Source organism: Campylobacter sp. VBCF_06 NA8, assembly GCF_027737825.1.
Taxonomy (GTDB): domain Bacteria; phylum Campylobacterota; class Campylobacteria; order Campylobacterales; family Campylobacteraceae; genus Campylobacter_B.
This window is the reverse complement of the sequence record NZ_JAOVUB010000003.1, coordinates 225,088-245,934: the sequence shown is the minus strand read 5'-3', so window position 1 is coordinate 245,934 and position 20,847 is coordinate 225,088. Positions and strand designations below refer to the sequence as shown.

Sequence of the window (20,847 nt, the reverse complement as noted above, 5' to 3'; positions counted from 1 at the left end):
TTTGGCGATAAAATTTCGAATTTTAACTGGTTTTTAGTGAAATTTAACTATAATCGTCAGTTTTTAAAATCAAATAAAAAGGCAGTTAAAATGGCAGATTTTTACAATCCAAAAGAAGTTGAAGAAAAATTTTATAAAATTTGGGAAGAACGCGGTTATTTCGAGATCGACGGCAACAAAAATATCCAAGAAAAAGGCAAAACATTTTGCATTATGATGCCACCGCCAAATGTAACGGGCGTTTTGCACATAGGACACTCGCTGACTTGCACCCTGCAAGACATTATGACGCGTTATAAACGCATGGACGGATACAAAGCACTGTATCAACCAGGACTCGATCACGCAGGAATCGCCACTCAAAATGTCGTAGAACGCGAACTTCTAGCAAAAGGCATAAAAAAAGAAGAAATCGGCAGAGATGAGTTTTTAAAACATGTTTGGAAGTGGAAAGAGCAAAGCGGCGGCACGATAGTTCGACAAATTCGCCGTCTTGGCGTGGGTCCTGCTTGGAGTAGAGAGAGATTTACCATGGACGACGGGCTTAAAAATGCCGTGCGAAAAGCCTTTGTAAATTTATACGAAAAGGGCTTAATCGTGCGTGGCAATTATATGGTGAATTGGTGCACTCACGACGGCGCCCTTAGCGATGTCGAAGTCGAACATAAAGCAAATAAAGGCAAACTTTATTATATAAGATATTATTTATGTGATGAAAATTTGGCAAATTCTAGCGAAAATTCCGCAGAAAATTCGGCGAAGTATCGTGGTGCGAATGTGGAAAAACTGAGCGAAGAACAAATGAGTTGCACTGAGCGTGCAACGCAGTGCAGTTCAAGTGAAGTTTTTTCGCAGGCGTGCTGCGAGACGAGCCGTTATGTCGTAGTGGCTACGACTAGACCTGAAACATACTTTGGCGATACCGCAGTAATGGTAAATCCAGCCGACGAGCGATATAAAAATTTAATCGGAAAATTTGTAGAACTCCCCATTATAGGGCGAAAAATCAAAATCATCGCCGACGAGCATGTCGATATGGCGTTTGGAACAGGTTGCGTAAAAGTAACACCTGCGCACGATCAAAACGACTACGAAGTCGGCAATCGCCACAATTTGGAATTCATCACAATCTTTGACGAAAAAGGAATTTTAAACGAATATTGCGGCGAATTTGCAGGACTTGAACGCCTTGAAGCCAGAGATAAAATCGTCGCAAAGCTTGATGAGCTAGGCTTTATCGAAAAAATCGAAGATTACGAAAATCAAGTCGGGTATTGCTATCGCTGTAAAAATGTCGTCGAGCCCTATATCTCAAAGCAGTGGTTTGTCAAATCAGACATCGCTAAAAATGCCATAAAAATGGTAAATGACGGCGGGGCTGAGTTTTTCCCGTCGCACTGGATAAACAGCTTTAATGCGTGGATGAGAGAGTTAAAAGACTGGTGCATTAGCCGTCAGCTTTGGTGGGGACACCGAATTCCTGTGTTTTACTGCGAGTGCGGACATGAGTGGGCGGACGAAAATGAAAGCCCAAGCAAATGCCCAAAATGCGGAAGTGCGAAATTTACGCAAGACCCGGATGTCCTTGATACTTGGTTTTCAAGCGGCTTGTGGCCGATTTCGACACTTGGCTGGGGCAACGGCGACGCGCTAAAAGATGAAAAATGGCATGAGAGCGATTTAGCAGAATTTTACCCAAATACTATGCTGATTACGGGCTTTGACATACTTTTCTTTTGGGTTGCAAGAATGTTTTTCCAATGCGAAAACGCTACTTCTAAATTGCCGTTTAAAGATGTCTATCTTCACGCCCTAGTTAAGGACAAAGACGGCAAAAAAATGAGCAAATCAAGCAAAAATATCGTCGATCCGCTCGATAAAATCGATGAGTATTCAGCCGACATTTTGCGATTTACACTGACTGTTTTGTGCGTGCAAGGTCGCGACCTACGCCTTTCGGACGACAAACTTTTGATTTATCGAAATTTCGTAAATAAGCTTTACAACGCAAGTAAATTTTTGCTTTTAAATTCGTCTAAATTCGATGATTTGGACGAAAATTTGGTTCAAACGAAGCTTGGAGAGTATATGCTAAGCCGTTTTAAGGCGTGTGTAAATTCGGTCAGGGCAAATCTCGACGCGTATCGCTTCAACGACGCTGCGACTGATTTGTATAAATTTTTCTGGGACGAATTTTGCGACTGGGGGATTGAGCTTAGCAAAGCAAACAAGGCTGCAATCCCTGAGCTTGGTATGATTTTTAAAGAAGCCTTAAAGCTTCTTAGCCCATTTATGCCGTTTATCAGCGAGTATTTATATCACGAGCTTAGCGGGACTTCGTTGGAGAGCGGAGAATCTGTAACCATGATGAGATACCCAAAAACTTCGGCGCAAAACGAAGGGATCGAAAAGCTTTTTGAGCGTGTGATTGAAGCGATTGTGAGCATTCGTCGTGCAAAAGCGACGATTGATTTAGGAAATGCTAAAATCGCAAAGGCTTTTGTGCTGAGCTCATTTGATTTAAGCGGGGCGAAAGATTATATCAAAACCCTTGCCAAATGCGATGAAATCGAGTTTGTAAGCGCTCCTGTGGCAAATGCCGTGCGTGATGTGAGCACGAATTTAGAAAGCTTTGTTGCGCTTGAAGGCGTGGATTTAAACCCTATCATAAATCGCTTGAATTCGCAAAAAACAAAGCTTGAAAAAGAGATTGCAAAACTAGAAAATATGCTAGGAAATGAGAAATTTATGGCTTCTGCCCCAGCTAGCGTCATCGAAACAAATCGCAACGGCTTAGCAAACGCAAAAGAGCAGTTTAATAAAGTTTGCGGGGAACTTGCAAATTTGGGAGTGAAGTGAAAAATGCGAAAGAGTATAAAATTAAAAATTTAGGCAGATAAAATGAAACCATACTACACCATAATTTTACTGATTTTTTCAAATGTTTTGATGACGATTGCGTGGTATGCGCACCTGAAATTTACCAAAATTCCGTTTTTTAGCAACCTTGGGCTTTTTGGGATTATTCTCTTTGGCTGGTGCGTGGCGTTTTTCGAGTATTGTCTGCTCATACCAGCCAACAAATACGGCTACATCGGCAACGGCGGTTCATTTGACATTTGGCAGCTAAAAGTCATGCAAGAAGTCATCACGCTTAGCGTTTTTAGCGTGTTTGCACTGCTGATTTTCAAAAGCGAAGCTTTTCGCATAAACCACATTATAAGCTTTGTTTTCCTAGTTTTGGCTGTGTATTTTATGTTTAAAAAATAGGAAATTTTATGATATTTTTTGGTTTTTCAAAACGATTTTGGCGATTTGAAATGGTGCCGTGAAAGCCCAAAAATAGGCAAAATTCAGAAATAAAATTTAATAAAAAGGATAAAAAATGAGTAAAATCAAAATAGGAATTTTAGGTTATGGAAATTTAGGTCGTGGCGTCGAACTAGCCGTGCGAAACACAAGCGATATGGAAGTTTTCGGCGTATTTTCTCGCCGTGAGCCAGCTAGCGTGAAAACCTGCGGCGCGAGTGTATTTAGCATAGATGAAATATTAAATTTCAAAGGCAAATTCGATGTTTTGGTGCTTTGCGGTGGCTCGGCGACTGATTTGCCAACTCAAACGCCAGAGTTTGCCAAAAACTTCTGCGTCGTCGATAGCTTCGATACACACGCCAAAATCCCTGAACACTTCGCAAATGTCGATAACGCAGCCAAAAGTGGCGGAAATGTCGGCATTATCGCTATTGGCTGGGATCCGGGTCTATTTTCGCTAAATCGCCTTGTGGGCGAAAGCGTGCTAGAAAGTGGCGAGAGCTACACATTTTGGGGCAAAGGCGTGAGCCAAGGGCATTCTGACGCTATCCGCCGAATCAAAGGCGTAGTCGATGCTAGACAATACACCGTGCCGATAGAAAGCGCGTTAGCAAGTGTCAGAGCCGGAGAAAATCCAAATTTAAGCACGAGAGAAAAGCATTTGCGTGAGTGCTTCGTGGTCGTAGAAGATGGCGCTGATAAAGCAAAAATCGAAAACGAAATCAAAACAATGCCAAATTATTTCGCTGATTACGATACGACCGTGCATTTTATCGACCTTGAAACACTAAAACGCGAACACGGCGGAATTCCGCATGGTGGCTTCGTGCTAAGAAGCGGTAGCACAGGAGAGCACGGCGAGACAAAACACCTAATCGAATTTAGCCTAAAACTTGATTCAAACCCTGAATTTACGGCTAGCGTGCTAGTGGCTTACGCAAGAGCGGCGCACCGACTGCATAAAGATGGCAAAAGTGGTGCGTTTAGCATTTTTGACATCGCACCGGCTCTCATCTCGCCAAAAACCCCTAGCGAGCTCAGAAAAGAGATTTTGTAAATTTACTTGCCGTGCGAAATGCCGAATTTTAGCTAATTCGCACGGCGAAGATTAAAAGGAATTTCGTGGTAGAAAACAAAAATTTAAAAAATAATGTTTTTAATAAAAATAAAATTTTGCGAGATTATGATAAAGAGCCTTTAATTATCAAAAATTATGAAAGATTATTTACAATACTTATAAGAAGCGGTTGTGTTTTATCTGTAATGATTTCTGCTTATCTTGTATCTGTGGCGACATTGTTTTTACCAAATAACGATAAAGTTAGCGTTGGATTTTTAATTATTTTTGCTCTTATTTTTATTGTTATTATGCGAGTTATTTTTAGCCATTGCTCAGCATTTGATGACAAAATTTGCTTTTATCAAAATTCTATTGTTTTTTATAGAAATGGTGTGCAAGAACGACAAATTTACAATTCTACAATTAAAGAAAATATTATAAAGCCATTTTGGGGTAGTGGTTTAAATGATAGAACTTGGAATGCTGTAATCGGCATAGTATATTTTTTAATTACAATTACCGATTATTTTACAGATATTAGAATTTTCTTGTTTATGATTTTTATTTTTGTAGGTAATTTTATATTGAAGTTATTTTATTTTTTTAACATAAATCATAGCTTCAAAAATTTCACGCTTTTCCCAGCCATTTTAGCCAACACGCCACAAATAATACGAGAAAAAGGATTTTTTTATCCTAAATTAAGAAATTATCTAATTTGCGTTAGCGACAAAGAATATGGCGAAATTAGAAAATGGTTTTTAATACAAAATATTGATATACAAAATTTGAAAAAATTCTATTTTAATTAAATAGAATATATGACTAACTTCTTAAAAATCATGATTTCTAAAATTTTTAAACTCATACACCATTTCATATAAATGTGAAATTTGCTATAAATTAGCTTTTATTCACTATTTATGCAAATTTAGTTAAAATCATCGGATTGAAAATTTAAAAGGAAAATTTAGTGATAAAAATCGAAAATTTGCATAAAAGTTTTGGCAATAACGAGATTATAAAAGGTGTTTCAGCCGATATTAAAAAAGGCGAAATTTTAGCCATCGTTGGCAAAAGTGGTGCATTTAGCATTTTGGACATCGCACCAGCGCTAATCTCGCCAAAAACCCCTAGCGAGCTTAGAAAAGAGATTTTGTAAATTTACTTGCCGTGTGAAATGCCAAATTTTGGCGAATTCGCACGGCGTTCATAGCTTGGAATTTATTAAAAGTGCCACAACGCCCAAATTTGGGCGCGAAATCCAAATCTCACTCGCTTCTAGCGTCGCTGATTTCATATCCGAAATTTATCGTTTTTGCCTCGCCGTTATTTAGCCTGAATTTCCAGCTTACTCGGCCCTCAGTGTCGATATTATCAGCTTTTGTGCCACTTTTATCAGTGATTTTAACTTTCTCGTCCGCGCTTAGTGGCATTTTGGCGAGTAGTTCGATATCCCAAGCCCGCTCACTTGTGTTTTTCACCTCGTAATTCCAGCTAGAAATCGTGGTTTTTTTGGTGCCAAAAAAGTTTTCTTTGGTGTTTTTCTCATCGATTTTTTTGGTGACTTTGATTAGGCGATTTTGTCCTAAAAACACGCTAGTATCCACACCCGCAGGTATTTCCTCGCGCCAGTCCTGGCCCGCATTTACCCCATCAATTTCGATTGTCGTAAGGGCGTGGTTGAGTGGCTTTTCAAGCTTTGTTTTGGCCTGCAAAAACGCTAAATTTTGGCTGTATGCGTCGATAAAAACGCTAAATTTGGCCTCTAAAATTTGGCTGTCGAAGTCGATTTTCGCGCTCTCATTTGGCGCAATGCTTAAATTTTCAATCATGTATGAGTTCGATAGTGTGAGCTGGGCATTTGTCGCCTGCACGGCGCGATTACTCATCGCAGCCCTTGGCGTGGCATTTAACATGGCTTTTTGCATATACACGCCATCTGCTTCGTAAGTTTGCCCACCGATATACTGCGCCCGAAACGGCCTTGGGGCAAGCAGGGCAGAATATGCATACGGATAAATCGCCACACTAAGCGCGTCAAGAGCCGAATTTAGCGGGTTTTTCACGCGGATTGATTGCGTGATAGCAAGCTTTTGCTTTGCTGTATCGGCGCTGATTTTCGCGCTCGCTCCCTCGTTTAAAAACGCCGCGTATCGCAATGCAACGCTCTTTGGCGCGCATGCAAAGCTTAAATTCGCATGCCTCATTTGCGCGCTAGGTGTGCGTGCGATTTGCTCGTTTAGCGCGCTCTCATCGGCTTCCAGCTTAGCGATATTTTCAAAATCTCTTAGCGTGCTTGCATAAAATTCATCTGCATTTCCGCTACCAGAACTAGCCAAATTTTTGCTAAATTCAATCTTAGCCTGGATTGCCTTTTTTTGCGCTACTACCTTTGCAAGGGCTTCTTCTAGGCGTTTTCTCTCATCGCTTTTTATCTCATAAATCCCGCTGTCTTCAAGGTTTTCTAGCTCGCACTCGCTTTTGATTTCAAGCAGACTTAAATCGAGCGTGGCAGGGATTTCTACGCTAAATTTCGCAGTGCCCGGGCTAAAAGTTTGGGTCAAAAAACTATCGTTTTGATAAATTTCGATGAAATTTTGCTTTGGTTTTTCTAGCTCGTTTGCGCCACAGAGCGCGCACGATACGATTAGTGGCAGGGTTAGGCTTTTCATTGTATCTCCTTAAAAATTTTCAAAATATTAGTAATTTAAAGTAAATGGTAGTTTAAAAGTGTAAAATGAAAGCTTTATAAAATTTTTAGGGGTGAAATATGCTAGAAGCGCAAGACTGGGAGTTTTTGAAGGGAAATTTTTGCGATAAATTTGATTTTGAGGGCGATGATTTGGGCTTGATTTACAAAAACGCGTATAAAAAGCGCCTAAGAGCGGGGCAGATAATCTATGCTAGCGAGGATTGTCTGGGCTATGTTTTGCTTCGTAGCGGGCTTTTGCGCGCATTTATCGGCACTGGGGGCAAGGAACTGACCGTTTTTAGCATACAAAACGGCGAGAGCTGTATGATCTGCGATACTTGCAAGTTCGCCCTTGCCCAAAACCGCCTTAGCGTCGAGGCTAGAAGCGAGTGTGAGCTTATCGTAATCCCGCCAAGCATTTTTAAAATCCTAAAAGAACGCTACCCTGCTGTGCTAAATTTCGCCCTAGAAATCGTAGCCAAACGCTTTTCGCAAGTCATAATGGCTAGCGAGCAGGCGATTTTCGCGCCACTTAGCGAGCGCATAATGGGCTTTTTGCGCGAAAATTTGGGCGCAAACGGCGAAGTGTGCGCGACACACGAAGATATAGCCAATCATATCGGAAGTGCCAGAGAGGCGGTATCGCGCGTGCTAAAAGAGATGGAAAAATCAGGCAAAATCGCCCTTAGCAGGGGCAAGGTCGTGGTGATTGAGATTTGAAATTTTGAAATTTTGCGTTTTGTTTAAATTTTGGCTTGCAAAATACTGCGCCGAAATTTTTTGAAATTTTAAAAATTTTAAAATTTGGCTAAATCTTAAAATTTAGCCAAATTTTGCGTTAAAACAGCCCCTTTAAAATCCCTTTAACAGCCTCTTTTGCCTTGTCTTCACGGCTTTTTTCTTTGGCGTTGTTTTGCGCGTTAGAATTCGCGCCAGTGTTTTGCCCTGATTTAGACCCCTTATCGCCTAAGAGTTTGTCGATACCTTTGCTGATTTCTTTGTTTAATTTTTCCTTTAAATACGCAGAATCGACGCTATATTTTGGGTTTTGCGTGGTGCCAGTGATTTGGACGCTAATATCCGTTTTTTCGATATTTGCCTTAACCGGGATATTGATTTGCTTGCTTTGGGTGTCAAATTTGCCCGCACTTACATTTAGCTTGCTTTTTTGTGCGCTCATATTTGTGTTAAAAGTGATTAAATTTTGCACGATTGTGCCATCAAGCGTTACATTATTATAAACTTCGCTCGCCAAATCGCGACCTAAAATTTTGCTTACGACGCCCATAAAATCGCTACTTTTGAGGCGTCCTTGATTTATGAGGGAGTTGAATTTGCCCTTTTTTGCCTTTGTGTTGTAGCTAAAATCCATGTCCCCAACGCCGTCGTAAATGTGGCGCACACCGAGCATATCGGTCAGGTCTTTGACTGCGAATTTCGTGAGTTTGACGCTGACATCATCGTTTATCATTTTGCCGTTCATCGCCCCGCCAAGGATATTTGACGCAAACGAAACGGCGAAATTTTTAGGCTTGTAATCAATTTTGCCGTTTCCATTAAATTTGCCAAACAGCTCAATACCAGTTAGAAATTTCATCTTGCTTAAATTTGGCACATTAACGCTATAATCGGCGTTTAGAGTGCTAGTTTTGAGATTATAAGTCCCTGTTATTTTGTCGAAATTCGCCAAATCTGAGCCAAGTTTGGCGGTAAAATTAGCAAGCGAGTTTTTGATATTTGCGCCCAAATTTAGGCTAAATTTCGTATCGCTTGGGAAAGATTTGCCACTAAGTTTGTCAAGGTATTTTTTATAAAGCACGCCATTAGCGATATTTGCGCTAAGTTCGCCGTTTATTCCAGAATCTAGATTTAGCTTGGCTTCGCCGTTTATCGCGCCATTTCCGATAGCTTCCATGCCCAAAAACGAGGTTATAACTGCCAAATTTAGCGATTTTGCGCGCACACTTAGCGCGCTAAGGTTGCCACTAGCTATCAAATTTCCGCCAAGCGCGTCGAGATTTAGGGCTAGGTTAGCTAGTTTGCCCGATTTTAGCGTGATATCAGCCACGCCCTTGCCTGAGCCTGAAAATTTCTGCCCTGTGATGTGAGAGAGTTTGGTAAAGTCGCTAATAGCGAAATTTGCGCTAACTTTGCCGTTTTTGCTAGGCGCATTATACGCGCCATTTATCACGGCTTTTAGGCCATTTTTAAAGGCGTTTATGTTTGTGTTTTTTAGCGCGAAATCCTTAAAATCGCTGATTAGCTCGCCACTAGCGAGTAAATCGCCAGAGGTTTCGTAGTTTATGATTTTGGCTAAATTTTTAAGCTCAGGCACGCTTAGGGTAAAATCACTTTGAAGGGTGCGTTTTTGCATATCAAAAACGCTTTGTTTCGCGCTTAAATTTGCCAAATTTGAGCTGATTTCGCTCGTGGCTTTGGCGATACCCTTGCTCACGCTGATATCGGAGTTTAGCGCGATTTTAACGCCACTTGGGATAGTTATATTTAGATCTTTTAGTGCCTTTTCATTTAGCAATAAATTTTGTGATTTTATGGTTGCACTGCCCTCTGGTGCGCCGTTTGTGGCGATGATATTGGAGTTGATAGCGACATTTCCAGTGGCGTAAAGTGGCTGACCTGCCACGGCTAAAATTTTGGCGACATTTAAATTTGGCGCTACGATTTGCAGGTCTGTGGGCATGAAATCTGTGAGATTAGCTAGAAATTTCACATCGCTATCAAACGCCCGTCCTGCGCCGTTTGCGCTGATTTTTTGCATATTTCCTAGCACGCGACCATTTAGCGAAATCGCCTCTCCATCAAGTGCTACGCCAAAGCTTTTTAGATCTTTTGCATTTAGCTCGTAGTTTGTGTCGAAGCTTTTGGAGAAAATGTCGTATTTGCCCACCAAATGAGCCGAAATTTCGCCATTAATTAGCGCCGTAATGTCGAAATCATCGCAGTTAAGGTCGAATTTATCTAGCCTAATATCAAAGCCTGTTTTTTGCGAAAGGTATCGCTCGATATATGGCTTAGTGATAGAGTTGCCAAAATCGCTCCAAAGTAGCGCGAAAACCCCGCCGAAAATCAATCCGATAAAAACCAAAATTCCTATGATATATTTCATAATTTTCCCTTTAAAATTTTTCGTAAATTTTATCGCATTAGATTAAAATTTTATGCCAAAAATTTTGATAAAATAGGGCAAAATTTACTAAATTTCAAGGATTTTTCATGCTACCGCTAAAACAAGTGGAAAATAAAAAAAATAAAAGAATAAATCAAATTTTTGAATTTATCAAATCCCGCCCTGCAAAAACGCAAGAATTAGCCCAAATTTTCGGTGTCAATGCAAAGACGATAATCAGAGATATGGAGATTTTAAGGGATTATGGCGTGGTAAAAGAGGGGTGGAGCTGGAAATACGACCCTAGCGCGCAAATGCGGGATTTAAGCGACGAAGAGAGGCTGGTGCTAAGCCTGATAGCAAGTTTGTGTGAAAACATATCATCGGATTTTTATTTCAAAAATAGCGAGCTGATTTCTGGGCTACTTGGGGGCATGGACGAGCAGATTTTGGCGTTTTTTGGCAACGAAAAGCTGGATAAAAAATCAATAGAAAAATTTAGCCTTGTCCAAAAAGCGATAAAAAACAAAAATATTATCAATTGCACTTACGGCAAGCATGAATTCAAAGCAAAACCCCTAAAAATCGCGTTTTTGGAGGGGTTTTGGTATTTGTTTGTGTTCGATTGCGGCGAAGGGGATAGGTTTAAGAAATTTCATTTCAAAGATATCGAAAATATAAAAATCACGCCCGAGGTTTTCAAAACATCCGCACAGGTGCAAAAGCGCATAAAACAGGCGCGCTCTGTGTGGTTCGAGCTAGAAGACAAGTATAGGGCGAGGCTGTGGATAGATGAAGTGATCGCGAAGTATTTTAGGCGCAAACCATATATCAACTGCGATTTTACAAAGGAGTGCGAGGACGGCTCGATCGAGATTGAGTTTGGGTTTAGCAATCCTATGGAGATCAAACCGCTGATTTATCGGTTTTTGCCACATATCAAGGTCGTCGAACCAGCCTGGCTAAATGATGAGATAAAAGCGGAAATCGCGGGGTATCTAGGCGAGATAAGTTAGTCTTGCAAATTTTGCTTTATCGTGCGATTTACAAATAACTAGCTTCAAGCCTATCGTTTAGGTTGTCTAGTCTGTGCTCTAAATCGATTATTGTATTTTCTAAAACCGCTATTTTATCTTCTAAATTTGATATTTTTTTCTCTAAATTTCGCTCGTTGTCTTGCACATCGATTATTGTGTCTTTTACAAATTCTATATCGTTTTTTAAATCCGATACTCTTTTTTTTAAACTATCATCGTGGTATTGCGAATAATCGGTAATTTTTTTATCGCCAACTTTGAAATCTTTGATTATTTGTATAGCTTCTTCTTCGTCTTTGACACTAAATGTGCCAAAATGAGCACCTGCCGGTCTGAAAAGTCCAAAACTAATCTTGTTCTCTTGCGTATCGATAAGGCAGGCCATTCCACGGCTATCATTAACAAACGCATTTGAGCCTTGTTTTCTTTTTAAAGCACCGATTTCTAGCGGGAATTTGTCTAAATTTAACATATTTCTATCCTTTCTTTTAAATTTCGATTGGATTTTACTCAAAATTTCAGACACTTTTGTGTCAAATTTAGCCACAAAAATTTTTAAATTTGACAAATTTTCGGTGATTTTATCACTATGTGCGCGCTCTTAAAATGCTATAATCGCGCCAAATTCGTAAAATTTAGAAAAAAGGAGAGAGTATGCAAAGCATAAAAACCCGTATGATTCGTATAGTAATCGGTGCGATAATCATGGTAGTCGGGGCGTTTTATCACAGCTGGTGGGGCGCAGTGGGGCTAGTGCCGTTTGTCGTGGGGGTGAGTGGATTTTGTCCTGCGTGTTATTTTTTGAATCGTTGCAAACTGCCACAAAATTAAAATTTAAAAGTAGGGCAAACCTGCCCTACAAATTAATTCGAAGTATTTGAATCGCTTGAAGTGTTGTTGATATAGGCGTTTGTGCTGATTTTGTTCCACTCGCGACCGATTTTTAAAAACGCTCTTTGGCTATCCAAAATCTCTTTGAAAAGCGGATCTTTCGCGCTTTCTTCATCTAAAATTTCATTTGTCGCGCTTTTTAGTTTCTCGACTACATCGGCTGGGAAATTGCGGACTTGCACATTTGGAAACTGCGCTTTAAGCTCTGCCCAAATTTTAGAATTCTCATAAAAGCCCTTGTTTTGGAAGTTTTCGCCAGCCATACGAGCTGCTGCTTCGATGATAGCTTGCAAATCAGCAGGAAGCTTCTCAAAAGCCTTTAAATTCACCAAAATTTGGCAATCACCAGCTGGTTCTTGCCAGCCTGTGTAGTAGTAGTTCGCCACTTTGTGGAAGCCAAGAGGCATATCATACACCGGGCTTACCCACTCCACAGCGTCGATTGTGCCCATTTCTAGCGCCATAAATAGTTCGCCAGTTGGGACAGTGTTTATCGTAGCACCTAGTTTGCTCATTACTTCGCCACCAAAGCCAGGAATTCTAAATTTAATGCCTTGCAAATCGGCTAACGAGTTGATCTCTTTTTTGAACCAACCGCCCATTTGCATGCCAGTTGAGCCCATTAGAAATGTTTTCATGCCATACGCGCTAAACATTTTATCATTTAGCTCTTTTCCGCCACCATAATAATACCAAGCGTGTTGCTCATCAGTAGTCATACCAAACGGCACGGCAGTCCATAGCATGGTCTTTGCGTCCTTGCCTTTGTAGTAATATAACGAAGTATAGCCTAAATCATACTGACCGCTTTTGACGAAATCAAAAACACCAAAGCTGGCTTTGTGCTTTGACGGAGTGTCGATACGGATTTCTAAGCGTCCGCCACTTAGCTCTTCGGCGTATTTTTTAAACTCATTAGCCGCGTCGCCAAGGACAGGCATAGTGCTCTCCCAGGTGCTAGCTAGGCGCAAGCGGTATTTTTTATCCGCTGCGAAAGAGTGTGTCGAAAAAAGCATTACAAATGCTAAAACTAAAAATTTTTTCATAAAAATCTCCCTTCAATAAATTTTTTAAAATTTTAATTAAATAATTCAGGTTTGTTTGCGCGCAAAAACTCAACCACAGCGATTGGCTCGTCTGGGCCCTGCGCGTCTGAGTTTTGCAGGACGGCGTCTATATTTTCGATATAGGCTTGCGCGGCGGCTTGGAGTTTGTCGCGCTTGACGCCAGCGTAGATTAGCATGGCTTCGAGTGTGATATTTAGCTCGTAGATTAAATCATCGTTGCTTAAATTTTCGTTTTCAGATTTCATTGTCTGCCTTTTGGGTTTTTAAATTTATGAGTTGTTCGATTTGGGATTTTATTGCTTCGTATGAATTCGCGTCCTTAAAGCCGATGAAAATCCCGCCACTAGCGTTCGCGTGTCCGCCACCGCCAAGTAGATTTTTCGCCATTGCGCTCACATCGACTTTGCCGTTTGCACGGAAACTTAGCGTTTTTTTCGAGGTTACATCGATGAAAAAGTCCATATCAGGGTTGCGTGTCAAAAAGTCATTTCCGATGACGCTGACATTGCCGATATTGTAGGTCAAAATGCCCTTAAAGCCCTCGTATTCGATACTAAATCTCTCTTTTTGCGCGTCAAGAAGAGTTACGACATAATCCGAGATTAGGTTGCTTAGTGTGTCGTTTCGATCGGCGTTAAAAAAGCTTTTTTTGATAGCGTGAAGTGCGTCATCTAGGGCGATGTGAGGCTCGTTTAAATTTTGAAATTCAAAAATTTTATTTAGCAAGAAATTTATATATTCTCTGCTTTGCTCTTCGAACATGATTTTGTTAATCTCTTTTGCATTTGAAACCATACCAAGGCAAACCTTGCCAAGCTCGAATTCGCTCTCATCTTTTAGCCAGATATCGACTGCATTTACGACTTTGACAAATTTCGCTAGCTCCTCGTCCTCGTCAAAAATCGCGCTGAAAAAATCATAGGTGATTTTGGTAGCGCAACGAGAATTATCTAGCAGATACCAAGGGTGCTTTTGCGCGCACTCTGCGCCACTTTGGTGATGATCGAGCAAGAAAATTTTGGCGTTTTTTTGCGCTAGTTGTGTTTGAAATTTCTCACACTGAGCGGGGAGTAAATTTAGATCAGTTATCAAAACAAGTGATTTTGCGTCCGGGTTAGTTTGCAAATTTTCATCGATTTTGCCCAAAATTTGGTCAAATTTTTCGACGATTTCTTTGCCATAATTTGCGTTAAAAAACTCCACGCCACTAAGGTAGTGCGCGACTACGAGCTGGGCAGAGTATCCGTCTAAATCGGTGTGGCTTAGGTGGTAAATTTTCATTAACGCTCTTTTTTGATAATATCTTGCAAGGTGACATTTTGCATATACTCATCGACTTTGTCTTGAAGCTCGTTAAACATGAGATTTACGCGACACAAAGCCCGTCCGTTTGGGCAGCCTTTGGTGCCTTCTTGTGTGCAATCAAAAATCGAAGCTTTGCGTTTTTCGGCGCTTGTGATGATTTCAAGCAGGGTGATTTCGCTAGGTTTTTTGGCTAGGCTAAATCCGCCTTTGGCGCCTTTAAATGAGTTTAAAAGCTTGCTTCTAGCTAGGCTTTGCAAAATTTTGGCTAAAAAACTGCGTGAAATTTGAAGTTTTTCAGATATCGTATCGACATCCACAGACTCGCTATTTTGATTTTGAGCTATGCAAATCATCGCAAGTAGGGCGTATTCTGACGCTTTTGTAAAGAGCATTTTCTCTCCTTTTCTGATAAATCCGACTATTTTACCCAAAAAAAGCAAAAATTTAGGTAAATTTAGTATAATTACCGCTTATTTTATTTCACCGATCAGGAGGTCATTATGGCTTTAGACACGGCTCAAAAAGCACAAATAGTTGCGAAATTCGCTAGAAAAGAGAAAGATACAGGTTCAGCAGAGGTGCAAATCGCGCTACTTTCTGCAAAAATTGCATATCTTACAGATCATATCAAAGCAAATCCAAAAGATTTCTCATCTCGCCTTGGACTACTTAAAATCGTAGGTCAAAGAAAAAGAATGATGAAATATCTAAAAAATAAAGATTACGCTACATACTCAAAACTAGTTGCAGAACTTGGTTTAAGAGATAAATAATTTCAGTTTTTATTTTGTCTTAAAGCGCGTCTAGCCCCGCTAGATGCGCTTTTTTTATGCTTTTAAATTTTGAGAATTTTGAGCGATGAGCTAAATTTTGCAAAAAGCCAAATTTAGCCTTTTGCCTTTTCTTCGCAAGCTTTTATCGCTTCGATGATAGCGGTGGCAAAGCCCATTTTTTCGAGTGTTGCGACCATTTCTATGGTGGTGCCTCCCGGCGAGCAGACCTCGTCTTTGAGTGCGCGTGGGTGGGCTTTGGTGCGAGCGCACAAGCTAGCTGAGCCAAGCACGGCATTAGCGATGATATCGTGCGCCATTTCACGCGCTATCCCACCGCGCACAGCCCCGTCGCTAGCGGCTTCGATTAGGTTAAAAATCATCGCTGGCAAGCTTCCGCTAATGGCTGTGAAAATCGCAAATTTGCTCTCATCAATCTCGTAAGTCTGCCCAAATACGCTAAAAATTTCCATGATTTTGGCTTTTTCCTCTTCGCTAACTCCGCTAAAACACAGCGCAGTATTTCCAAGTGAAATTTTAGCAGGAGTATTTGGCATGGCGCGAACGATTTTTTGCGCCCCGCAAAGCTCGCCAATGCGTGATATGCTAAAATTTGGCGCAAGCGAGATTAAAATTTTATTTTCTAAATTATATTTTATTTTTTCTAGGACGCTCTCATAAACGGCAGGTTTGATTGCCAAAATAATAATATCGGCAAAATTTGCAAGCACTGCCTCGTTTTTAGTGGATTTTATGCCTAGTTTTGCGCAGAGCTTCTCGCCTTTTTCCCTGCCATAAACGCAAATTTTATCCTTTTCAAATTCCGTCCCCACGAGTGCCTCTATCATCGCTGCGCCCATATTTCCTGCGCCTATAAATCCTATTTTCATCGCATTTTCCTTATCTGATTTGTCCCTCGCCACGCACGATGTATTTCGTCGTAGTGAGTGCTTCCACGCCCATTGGACCGCGCGCGTGAAGTTTTTGTGTGCTTATGCCGATCTCGCCACCGAATCCAAACTCGCCCCCGTCGCTAAATCTGGTTGAAGCGTTGGCATAGACGACTGCGCTATTGATTTCGTTTAGAAATCTTTCGATATTGGCGGAATTTTGGCTTAAAATCGCTTCTGAGTGCGCGCTGGAATTTTCGTTGATAAACTCAATCGCTTCGGCGGTGTTTTTTACGATTTTAACAGCCATTATTAGCGATAAAAACTCCGTGCCAAAGTCGCTAGAATCCGCTTTTTTGGTGTTTGCGAAATTTGTAAATTTCGCGTAAATTTTCTCATCTAGGCGAAATTCTACTTCGTTCATTTCCTTTAATAAAATCGGTAAAATTTGCTTTGCGATATTTTCGTGCAAAACTAAGCATTCTAGGGCGTTGCAGACGCTTGGGCGTTGGGTTTTTGCATTTTTGATAATCTCTACTGCCTTGCTTAAATTTGCGCTCTCATCGACGAAGGTGTGGCAGACGCCAGCCCCTGTGATGATGACTGGGATTTGCGCATTTTGCGTGATGAAGTCTTTGAGATTTTTGCCACCACGAGGGATTAGCACATCGATCCACTCTTTTAGCTGGATTAGTTTTAGCACATCTTCGCGCTCTTTGGATTTTATGAGTGATACTGCGCCGCTAGGCAGGCCAAATTTCTCTCCCACACGGCAAAAAATTTCACTTAGGCAGATGTTTGAGGCAAGAGCGCTAGCTGAGCCTCGCAAGATTATCGCATTGCCCGCTTTTAGCGCGAGTGCGGCGGCATCTATGCTGACATTTGGCCTGCTTTCATAAATCATAGCGATTACGCCAAGAGGCACGCGCATTTTGGCGATACTCATGCCGTTTTGGTGTCGCCAGCCTCCCACGATCTGTCCGATTGGATCAGGAAAATTGGCTAACTCTTTTAAAGCCACGCTCATTGCGCTAATCCTGCTATCATTTAGCGTGAGTCTATCAATGAGAGCCTCGGAGATACCATCTTCGCGCGCGTTTTTTATGTCGATTTGGTTTTGCTCTTTGATAAGCTCTTTTTGAGCGATTAGTTCATCAGTCACGCCAAGTAAAATTTGATTTTTTTGCTTGCTACTTAGCTTTGCGACCTCGTTGCTTGCGCGTTTTGCGCGTTTTGCTAATTCTAAAATTTCCATAATCTATCCTAAGACAATATTGTTTGCATGCACGATATAATCATCGCTCACGCTAGGTAAAATTTTCTCATATTCGCTTGATTTTTTCCCCATAATCAGCGAAATTTCAGAAGCGCAGTAGTTTGCGATACCGCGCGCGATACGCTGTGAATCCGCGCCCAGTATTTCGATGACATCGCCCCGCTCAAAATCGCCACTCACGCCCACAATCCCCACACCTAGCACGCTTTTGCCGTTTTTTATGGCTTTGCATGCGCCCTCATCAAGGCTGATTGCGCCACGCACATTGGCACCATAAGCGAGCCAGTATTTTTTCGCGCTAATGGATTTTTCCTCTTTGCAAAAAATCGTTCCAACCTCCTCGCCAGCGATGATTTTGGCTAAAATTTTATTCTCTTTTCCATTTGCGATTATCATATTTGCGCCGATTTTAGTAGCCATTTTAGCAGCACCAAGCTTCGTTGCCATACCACCAGTGCCAAATTTCGACCCCACATCGCCTGCCATTTTAAGGGTGTTTTCGTCGATAAAATTTACGATTTTTATCAGTTTTGCGTCAGGGTTCGTGCTAGGGTTTTTATCATAAAGCCCGTCGATATCGCTTAAAAGCACGAGCAAATCAGCGTCGATTAGCCCAGTTACTAGCGCGCTCATTGTGTCGTTATCGCCGATTTTGAGCTCATCGCCACTGACTGGGTCATTTTCGTTGATGATAGGGATAATGCCTTGCGAAAGCAGGGCGGTAGCGACATTTCGCGCACTTAGGTAGCGCGCGCGGTCGCTAAAATCAATGCGCGTCAGCAAAAGTTGCGCGATAATCTCATCATGCGCCCAAAAAAGCCTCTCATACAGGTGCATTAAAGCGACCTGTCCCACGGCGGCTAGGGCTTGTTTGGCGCTTAGCTCTTTTGGTTTTTGCTCGATTTTTAGTATGCCCATACCAGCCCCAACCGCGCCAGAGGTTACTAGCACGACCCCAAAGCCTTGTTTTTTGAGTTCGCAAATTTGAGCCACGAGCGATTTGATAAAGCCCTCATTTAGCGAGCCGTCACTGTGAGTTAGCGTGCTGGTGCCTACTTTGATGACGATTCGTTTGGTGTTTTTTAGTAGATTTTTTCTCATTTTTTGCCTTTTGAAATTTTGGTATTTTACCTAAATTTAGCCATTTTTCGCCAAAAATCGCTCTAAAATTATCATCGCTGCGACGCTATCAAATTTCTCATTTACACCGCCTTTTTTCGTGCTTTTTAGCGCGAATTCCTTCGCCTCGACACTAGAAAAGCTCTCGTCTTGGTAGCAAATTTCGCCATTAAATTCTAAAAGCGAGACAAAATGCTTTATGCGACGCTCCATTTCTTCTTCGCTAGCACCGCCTTTGGGAAGGCCAACGACGAGCTTTTGCGCTCCCCTTTCGCGCAAAAACTCGCTAGCTTCCCTGGCGGCTTGGTTGCGGTTTTTGCGCAAAATAGGCTCGCTAGGAAGGGCTAGTGCGCCATTTGGGCTGATTGCTACGCCGATTCGTTTAAGTCCCACATCGAAAGCTACTATCAAATTTAATCCTTTTTTTGGGTTATGCAAGCGAAATTTTCGTCGCTTCGATTATGATTTTTCCCTCTAATTCGTATTCGTAAATGCGCTCGCCAAATTTCAGCAATGCTTCATCAAGGCTTGAATTTAGCGCGACAAAATCCAAAATTTCGTCGCTGTGCGAAAAGAGATTTTTGGGTTTTTCTTTTCCGCTAAATTTAGCCACAAATTTATCCAAATCGCTAATTAGCGTGGCGTCTTTTTTGGCTAAAAGCTCGTTTGTGCCGATACTCTCGTCGATTCTGTGTGGCAGGACAAAGACAGGGATTCCAAGCTCTCTTGCGATACGCGCGCTTTGAAGCGAGCCTGATTTTGGCTCGGCTTGGGCTACGATTAGGGCCTGGCAGAGGGCTACAACTATGCGGTTGCGCTCTAAAAACTGAAAATTTCGCGCAGGCGTGCCGTCTTCGTATTCGCTCAGTGCAAGAGCGTCCTTGTAAATTTTGCGTATCATATCCTCGTTTTGTTTGGGGTAAATTTCATCTAGCCCGTTTGCAAAAACAGCAATCGTGCGCGAAAATGCGCCCTCATGCGCTGCGATATCACAGCCAATCGCAGCCCCTGAGACCACGCAAATACCAGCGCCACTTAGCTTTTGGGCTAATTTTGTGATTAAATTTTTGGTGTAAATGCTCATTTTGCGAGAGCCTACGATTGCGATTTTTGGCATATCCAAAAGCTCTAAATTTCCCTTGTAATACAGGGTTTTAGGCTCTGTTTTGCCCAGTCTGGATAGGGCAGGGATTTTGAAATTTAGCTCATTTGTAGTATTCATAAATTTCGCCTAGATAGATGACTTCGACGCCGTTTAAAATATCTGCGCTATTTGCTAGTGCGGTGAAGGTGGATTTTTTGGGGTGGCCGATAGCTATGGCAAAGCCCCTTTTCTGCGCGATTTGCACGGCTTTTTGCAGCATTTGGCGCACAGCTTTTACCTCGTCAGTGTTGTCGATAAAAACATCTCTATAAACATAGCGCAAATTTTGCCTTTTAAGCTCGTCGGGTGCCTTGGTCTGCGCGCTCGTGCGAGAATCGACGAAATAAAAATCGTATTTTTGCATAGCTTTGATTAAATTTCGCATTGAGGCTGAATTCGCCGTAAATTTCGAGCCTGTGTGGTTGTTGATAAATTTAGCGTGCGGGAAATCAGCTCTGATTTGCGCTAGAAAATTTTCGATTTCTTTGTAGCTATCGCCCACTTTTAGCGCCTTTACATCGTGAGCGAAGACCTCTGCCTCCATTGGCAGGTGAATTGCGAAATTTTGTAAATTCTTAGCCAGAGCCGGGGTGTTTTTGTAATTTTTCGCTGGCGGGAAAATTGATGGCGTAACCTTTATCGGCAGAGCCTTGATACGCGTTATTTGCGCGCTTGTGGAGATATCGTCCATTATGATAGCTAGTTTTGGTTTTGAGCCTTTTGGCAGGGTTTTGGCTGGTTTATTGCTAGGGGCTGAAATTTTTGGCTCTGTTTTTTCCTGCGATTTTGGCGTGATTTCGCCTATACTTTGGGCTGCGATTTTGGCTAATTCTTCTTTTATGATTTCGTCTTTTGTTTTTGAAATTTGGGTTAAATTTTGCTCTTTTATCTCAGGCGAAATTTGGGGTGCAGGTTTTGCCATGCTCAAATTTTTATCTTTTTGAATTATGGGTTTTGAAATTTCGCTTTTGTTCTCATCGCGTGGGAGTTTAAGCGCAATTTTTGGCTCGTCTTTGAAAAATTTATTTAGCACGGCATACGAAAGAGCGGCGCAGGTAAAGCAAAAAATTGCGATTAAAATGTATTTTATGAAATTTGGATTGAAATTTAATAAGGGCGCATTTTTGCGCCCTTTGGTGCGTTTTTTAGCCAAG

At 41.5% G+C, this 20,847-nt stretch carries 21 protein-coding genes and 1 pseudogene; 9 read left to right on the top strand and 13 right to left on the bottom strand.

Annotated elements, in window-relative coordinates:
* Positions 1 to 90 precede the first annotated feature (90 nt).
* The 5 genes and pseudogenes from OFO10_RS05585 to OFO10_RS08250 all read left to right on the top strand — a co-directional run.
* Entirely contained in the window at positions 91 to 2,859 is a 2,769-nt protein-coding gene (locus tag OFO10_RS05585) for a valine--tRNA ligase (protein WP_270866404.1), read from the top strand.
* A gap of 42 nt (positions 2,860 to 2,901) precedes the next feature.
* Complete coding sequence (locus tag OFO10_RS05580) at positions 2,902 to 3,270, top strand: DMT family protein (protein WP_270859445.1); 369 nt, start codon at positions 2,902 to 2,904, stop codon at positions 3,268 to 3,270.
* Positions 3,271 to 3,385: 115 nt separating this feature from the next.
* Positions 3,386 to 4,369 carry a diaminopimelate dehydrogenase gene (locus OFO10_RS05575; RefSeq protein ID WP_270866403.1) on the top strand — a complete coding sequence of 328 codons (984 nt, stop codon included), beginning with the start codon at positions 3,386 to 3,388 and terminating at the stop codon, positions 4,367 to 4,369.
* 65 nt (positions 4,370 to 4,434) lie between these two features.
* Complete coding sequence (locus OFO10_RS05570; protein WP_270866402.1) at positions 4,435 to 5,184, top strand: hypothetical protein; 750 nt, start codon at positions 4,435 to 4,437, stop codon at positions 5,182 to 5,184.
* Between the two features lie 161 nt (positions 5,185 to 5,345).
* Positions 5,346 to 5,459: pseudogene (locus OFO10_RS08250) on the top strand (peptide ABC transporter ATP-binding protein); the annotation flags it as partial.
* Between the two features lie 184 nt (positions 5,460 to 5,643).
* On the opposite strand, the gene OFO10_RS05560 reads toward OFO10_RS08250, so the two are convergent.
* Entirely contained in the window at positions 5,644 to 7,047 is a 1,404-nt protein-coding gene (locus tag OFO10_RS05560) for a DUF4139 domain-containing protein (protein ID WP_270866400.1), read from the bottom strand.
* A 98-nt stretch (positions 7,048 to 7,145) separates the two neighbouring features.
* Between OFO10_RS05560 and OFO10_RS05555 the strand changes: the two genes are divergently transcribed.
* Positions 7,146 to 7,787 carry a Crp/Fnr family transcriptional regulator gene (locus OFO10_RS05555; protein ID WP_270864916.1) on the top strand — a complete coding sequence of 214 codons (642 nt, stop codon included), beginning with the start codon at positions 7,146 to 7,148 and terminating at the stop codon, positions 7,785 to 7,787.
* A 118-nt stretch (positions 7,788 to 7,905) separates the two neighbouring features.
* On the opposite strand, the gene OFO10_RS05550 is transcribed toward OFO10_RS05555, so the two are convergent.
* A complete protein-coding gene (locus OFO10_RS05550; RefSeq protein WP_270866399.1) occupies positions 7,906 to 10,194 on the bottom strand; it encodes a hypothetical protein in 2,289 nt (762 codons plus the stop codon).
* 107 nt (positions 10,195 to 10,301) lie between these two features.
* On the opposite strand from OFO10_RS05550, the gene OFO10_RS05545 reads away from it, so the two are divergent.
* Entirely contained in the window at positions 10,302 to 11,210 is a 909-nt protein-coding gene (locus tag OFO10_RS05545; protein ID WP_270866398.1) for a helix-turn-helix transcriptional regulator, read from the top strand.
* A 28-nt stretch (positions 11,211 to 11,238) separates the two neighbouring features.
* On the opposite strand, the gene OFO10_RS05540 is transcribed toward OFO10_RS05545, so the two are convergent.
* The gene (locus OFO10_RS05540; RefSeq protein ID WP_270866397.1) at positions 11,239 to 11,703 is read right to left on the bottom strand and encodes a hypothetical protein; all 465 of its coding nucleotides are present in this window, start codon (positions 11,701 to 11,703) and stop codon (positions 11,239 to 11,241) included.
* A gap of 182 nt (positions 11,704 to 11,885) precedes the next feature.
* On the opposite strand from OFO10_RS05540, the gene OFO10_RS05535 reads away from it, so the two are divergent.
* Positions 11,886 to 12,062 carry a YgaP family membrane protein gene (locus OFO10_RS05535; protein WP_270864919.1) on the top strand — a complete coding sequence of 59 codons (177 nt, stop codon included), beginning with the start codon at positions 11,886 to 11,888 and terminating at the stop codon, positions 12,060 to 12,062.
* Between the two features lie 32 nt (positions 12,063 to 12,094).
* Here the strand turns inward: OFO10_RS05535 and OFO10_RS05530 are convergent, their stop codons facing one another.
* From OFO10_RS05530 to OFO10_RS05515, 4 genes are read right to left on the bottom strand one after another with little or no spacing between them, the layout of a single operon-like run.
* Positions 12,095 to 13,168 carry a TRAP transporter substrate-binding protein gene (locus OFO10_RS05530; protein ID WP_270866396.1) on the bottom strand — a complete coding sequence of 358 codons (1,074 nt, stop codon included), beginning with the start codon at positions 13,166 to 13,168 and terminating at the stop codon, positions 12,095 to 12,097.
* 32 nt (positions 13,169 to 13,200) lie between these two features.
* Positions 13,201 to 13,434, bottom strand: coding sequence for a hypothetical protein (locus OFO10_RS05525; RefSeq protein ID WP_270866395.1), 234 nt, complete (start codon positions 13,432 to 13,434; stop codon positions 13,201 to 13,203).
* The gene (locus OFO10_RS05520) at positions 13,424 to 14,470 is read right to left on the bottom strand and encodes a DHH family phosphoesterase (RefSeq protein ID WP_270866394.1); all 1,047 of its coding nucleotides are present in this window, start codon (positions 14,468 to 14,470) and stop codon (positions 13,424 to 13,426) included. Before OFO10_RS05520 ends, OFO10_RS05525 begins: the two co-directional genes overlap by 11 nt.
* A complete protein-coding gene (locus OFO10_RS05515; protein ID WP_270858996.1) occupies positions 14,470 to 14,886 on the bottom strand; it encodes an Rrf2 family transcriptional regulator in 417 nt (138 codons plus the stop codon). The genes OFO10_RS05520 and OFO10_RS05515 overlap by 1 nt, the downstream gene beginning before the upstream one ends.
* Positions 14,887 to 14,994: 108 nt before the next feature.
* On the opposite strand from OFO10_RS05515, the gene rpsO reads away from it, so the two are divergent.
* Positions 14,995 to 15,267 (top strand): 30S ribosomal protein S15, encoded by a 273-nt coding sequence (gene rpsO, locus OFO10_RS05510; RefSeq protein ID WP_270858995.1) that lies wholly within the window; start codon positions 14,995 to 14,997, stop codon positions 15,265 to 15,267.
* Between the two features lie 113 nt (positions 15,268 to 15,380).
* Here rpsO and proC read toward each other — a convergent pair whose 3' ends face one another.
* From proC to OFO10_RS05480, 6 genes are read right to left on the bottom strand one after another with little or no spacing between them, the layout of a single operon-like run.
* Positions 15,381 to 16,154, bottom strand: coding sequence for a pyrroline-5-carboxylate reductase (gene proC / locus OFO10_RS05505; RefSeq protein ID WP_270866393.1), 774 nt, complete (start codon positions 16,152 to 16,154; stop codon positions 15,381 to 15,383).
* A gap of 10 nt (positions 16,155 to 16,164) precedes the next feature.
* Complete coding sequence (locus OFO10_RS05500; RefSeq protein WP_270866511.1) at positions 16,165 to 17,412, bottom strand: glutamate-5-semialdehyde dehydrogenase; 1,248 nt, start codon at positions 17,410 to 17,412, stop codon at positions 16,165 to 16,167.
* Positions 17,413 to 18,531 (bottom strand): glutamate 5-kinase, encoded by a 1,119-nt coding sequence (proB, locus tag OFO10_RS05495; RefSeq protein WP_270866392.1) that lies wholly within the window; start codon positions 18,529 to 18,531, stop codon positions 17,413 to 17,415.
* A gap of 36 nt (positions 18,532 to 18,567) precedes the next feature.
* Entirely contained in the window at positions 18,568 to 18,960 is a 393-nt protein-coding gene (ruvX, locus tag OFO10_RS05490; protein WP_270859112.1) for a Holliday junction resolvase RuvX, read from the bottom strand.
* A gap of 19 nt (positions 18,961 to 18,979) precedes the next feature.
* Positions 18,980 to 19,771, bottom strand: coding sequence for a DNA-processing protein DprA (locus tag OFO10_RS05485; protein WP_270866391.1), 792 nt, complete (start codon positions 19,769 to 19,771; stop codon positions 18,980 to 18,982).
* The gene (locus OFO10_RS05480) at positions 19,755 to 20,846 is read right to left on the bottom strand and encodes a divergent polysaccharide deacetylase family protein (protein WP_270866390.1); all 1,092 of its coding nucleotides are present in this window, start codon (positions 20,844 to 20,846) and stop codon (positions 19,755 to 19,757) included. The genes OFO10_RS05485 and OFO10_RS05480 overlap by 17 nt, the downstream gene beginning before the upstream one ends.
* Position 20,847 lies beyond the last annotated feature (1 nt).

Coding starts and splice junctions, on each gene's coding strand:
- OFO10_RS05545 (WP_270866398.1), top strand. CDS start 10,302: ATGCTACCGCTAAAACAAGTGGAAAATAAAAAAAATAAAAGAATAAAT.
- OFO10_RS05520 (WP_270866394.1), bottom strand. CDS start 14,470: ATGAAAATTTACCACCTAAGCCACACCGATTTAGACGGATACTCTGCC.
- OFO10_RS05525 (WP_270866395.1), bottom strand. CDS start 13,434: ATGAAATCTGAAAACGAAAATTTAAGCAACGATGATTTAATCTACGAG.
- OFO10_RS05530 (WP_270866396.1), bottom strand. CDS start 13,168: ATGAAAAAATTTTTAGTTTTAGCATTTGTAATGCTTTTTTCGACACAC.
- OFO10_RS05550 (WP_270866399.1), bottom strand. CDS start 10,194: ATGAAATATATCATAGGAATTTTGGTTTTTATCGGATTGATTTTCGGC.
- rpsO (WP_270858995.1), top strand. CDS start 14,995: ATGGCTTTAGACACGGCTCAAAAAGCACAAATAGTTGCGAAATTCGCT.
- OFO10_RS05515 (WP_270858996.1), bottom strand. CDS start 14,886: ATGCTCTTTACAAAAGCGTCAGAATACGCCCTACTTGCGATGATTTGC.
- OFO10_RS05535 (WP_270864919.1), top strand. CDS start 11,886: ATGCAAAGCATAAAAACCCGTATGATTCGTATAGTAATCGGTGCGATA.
- OFO10_RS05560 (WP_270866400.1), bottom strand. CDS start 7,047: ATGAAAAGCCTAACCCTGCCACTAATCGTATCGTGCGCGCTCTGTGGC.
- OFO10_RS05540 (WP_270866397.1), bottom strand. CDS start 11,703: ATGTTAAATTTAGACAAATTCCCGCTAGAAATCGGTGCTTTAAAAAGA.
- OFO10_RS05485 (WP_270866391.1), bottom strand. CDS start 19,771: ATGAATACTACAAATGAGCTAAATTTCAAAATCCCTGCCCTATCCAGA.
- OFO10_RS05585 (WP_270866404.1), top strand. CDS start 91: ATGGCAGATTTTTACAATCCAAAAGAAGTTGAAGAAAAATTTTATAAA.
- OFO10_RS05555 (WP_270864916.1), top strand. CDS start 7,146: ATGCTAGAAGCGCAAGACTGGGAGTTTTTGAAGGGAAATTTTTGCGAT.
- proC (WP_270866393.1), bottom strand. CDS start 16,154: ATGAAAATAGGATTTATAGGCGCAGGAAATATGGGCGCAGCGATGATA.
- OFO10_RS05580 (WP_270859445.1), top strand. CDS start 2,902: ATGAAACCATACTACACCATAATTTTACTGATTTTTTCAAATGTTTTG.
- OFO10_RS05575 (WP_270866403.1), top strand. CDS start 3,386: ATGAGTAAAATCAAAATAGGAATTTTAGGTTATGGAAATTTAGGTCGT.
- proB (WP_270866392.1), bottom strand. CDS start 18,531: ATGAGAAAAAATCTACTAAAAAACACCAAACGAATCGTCATCAAAGTA.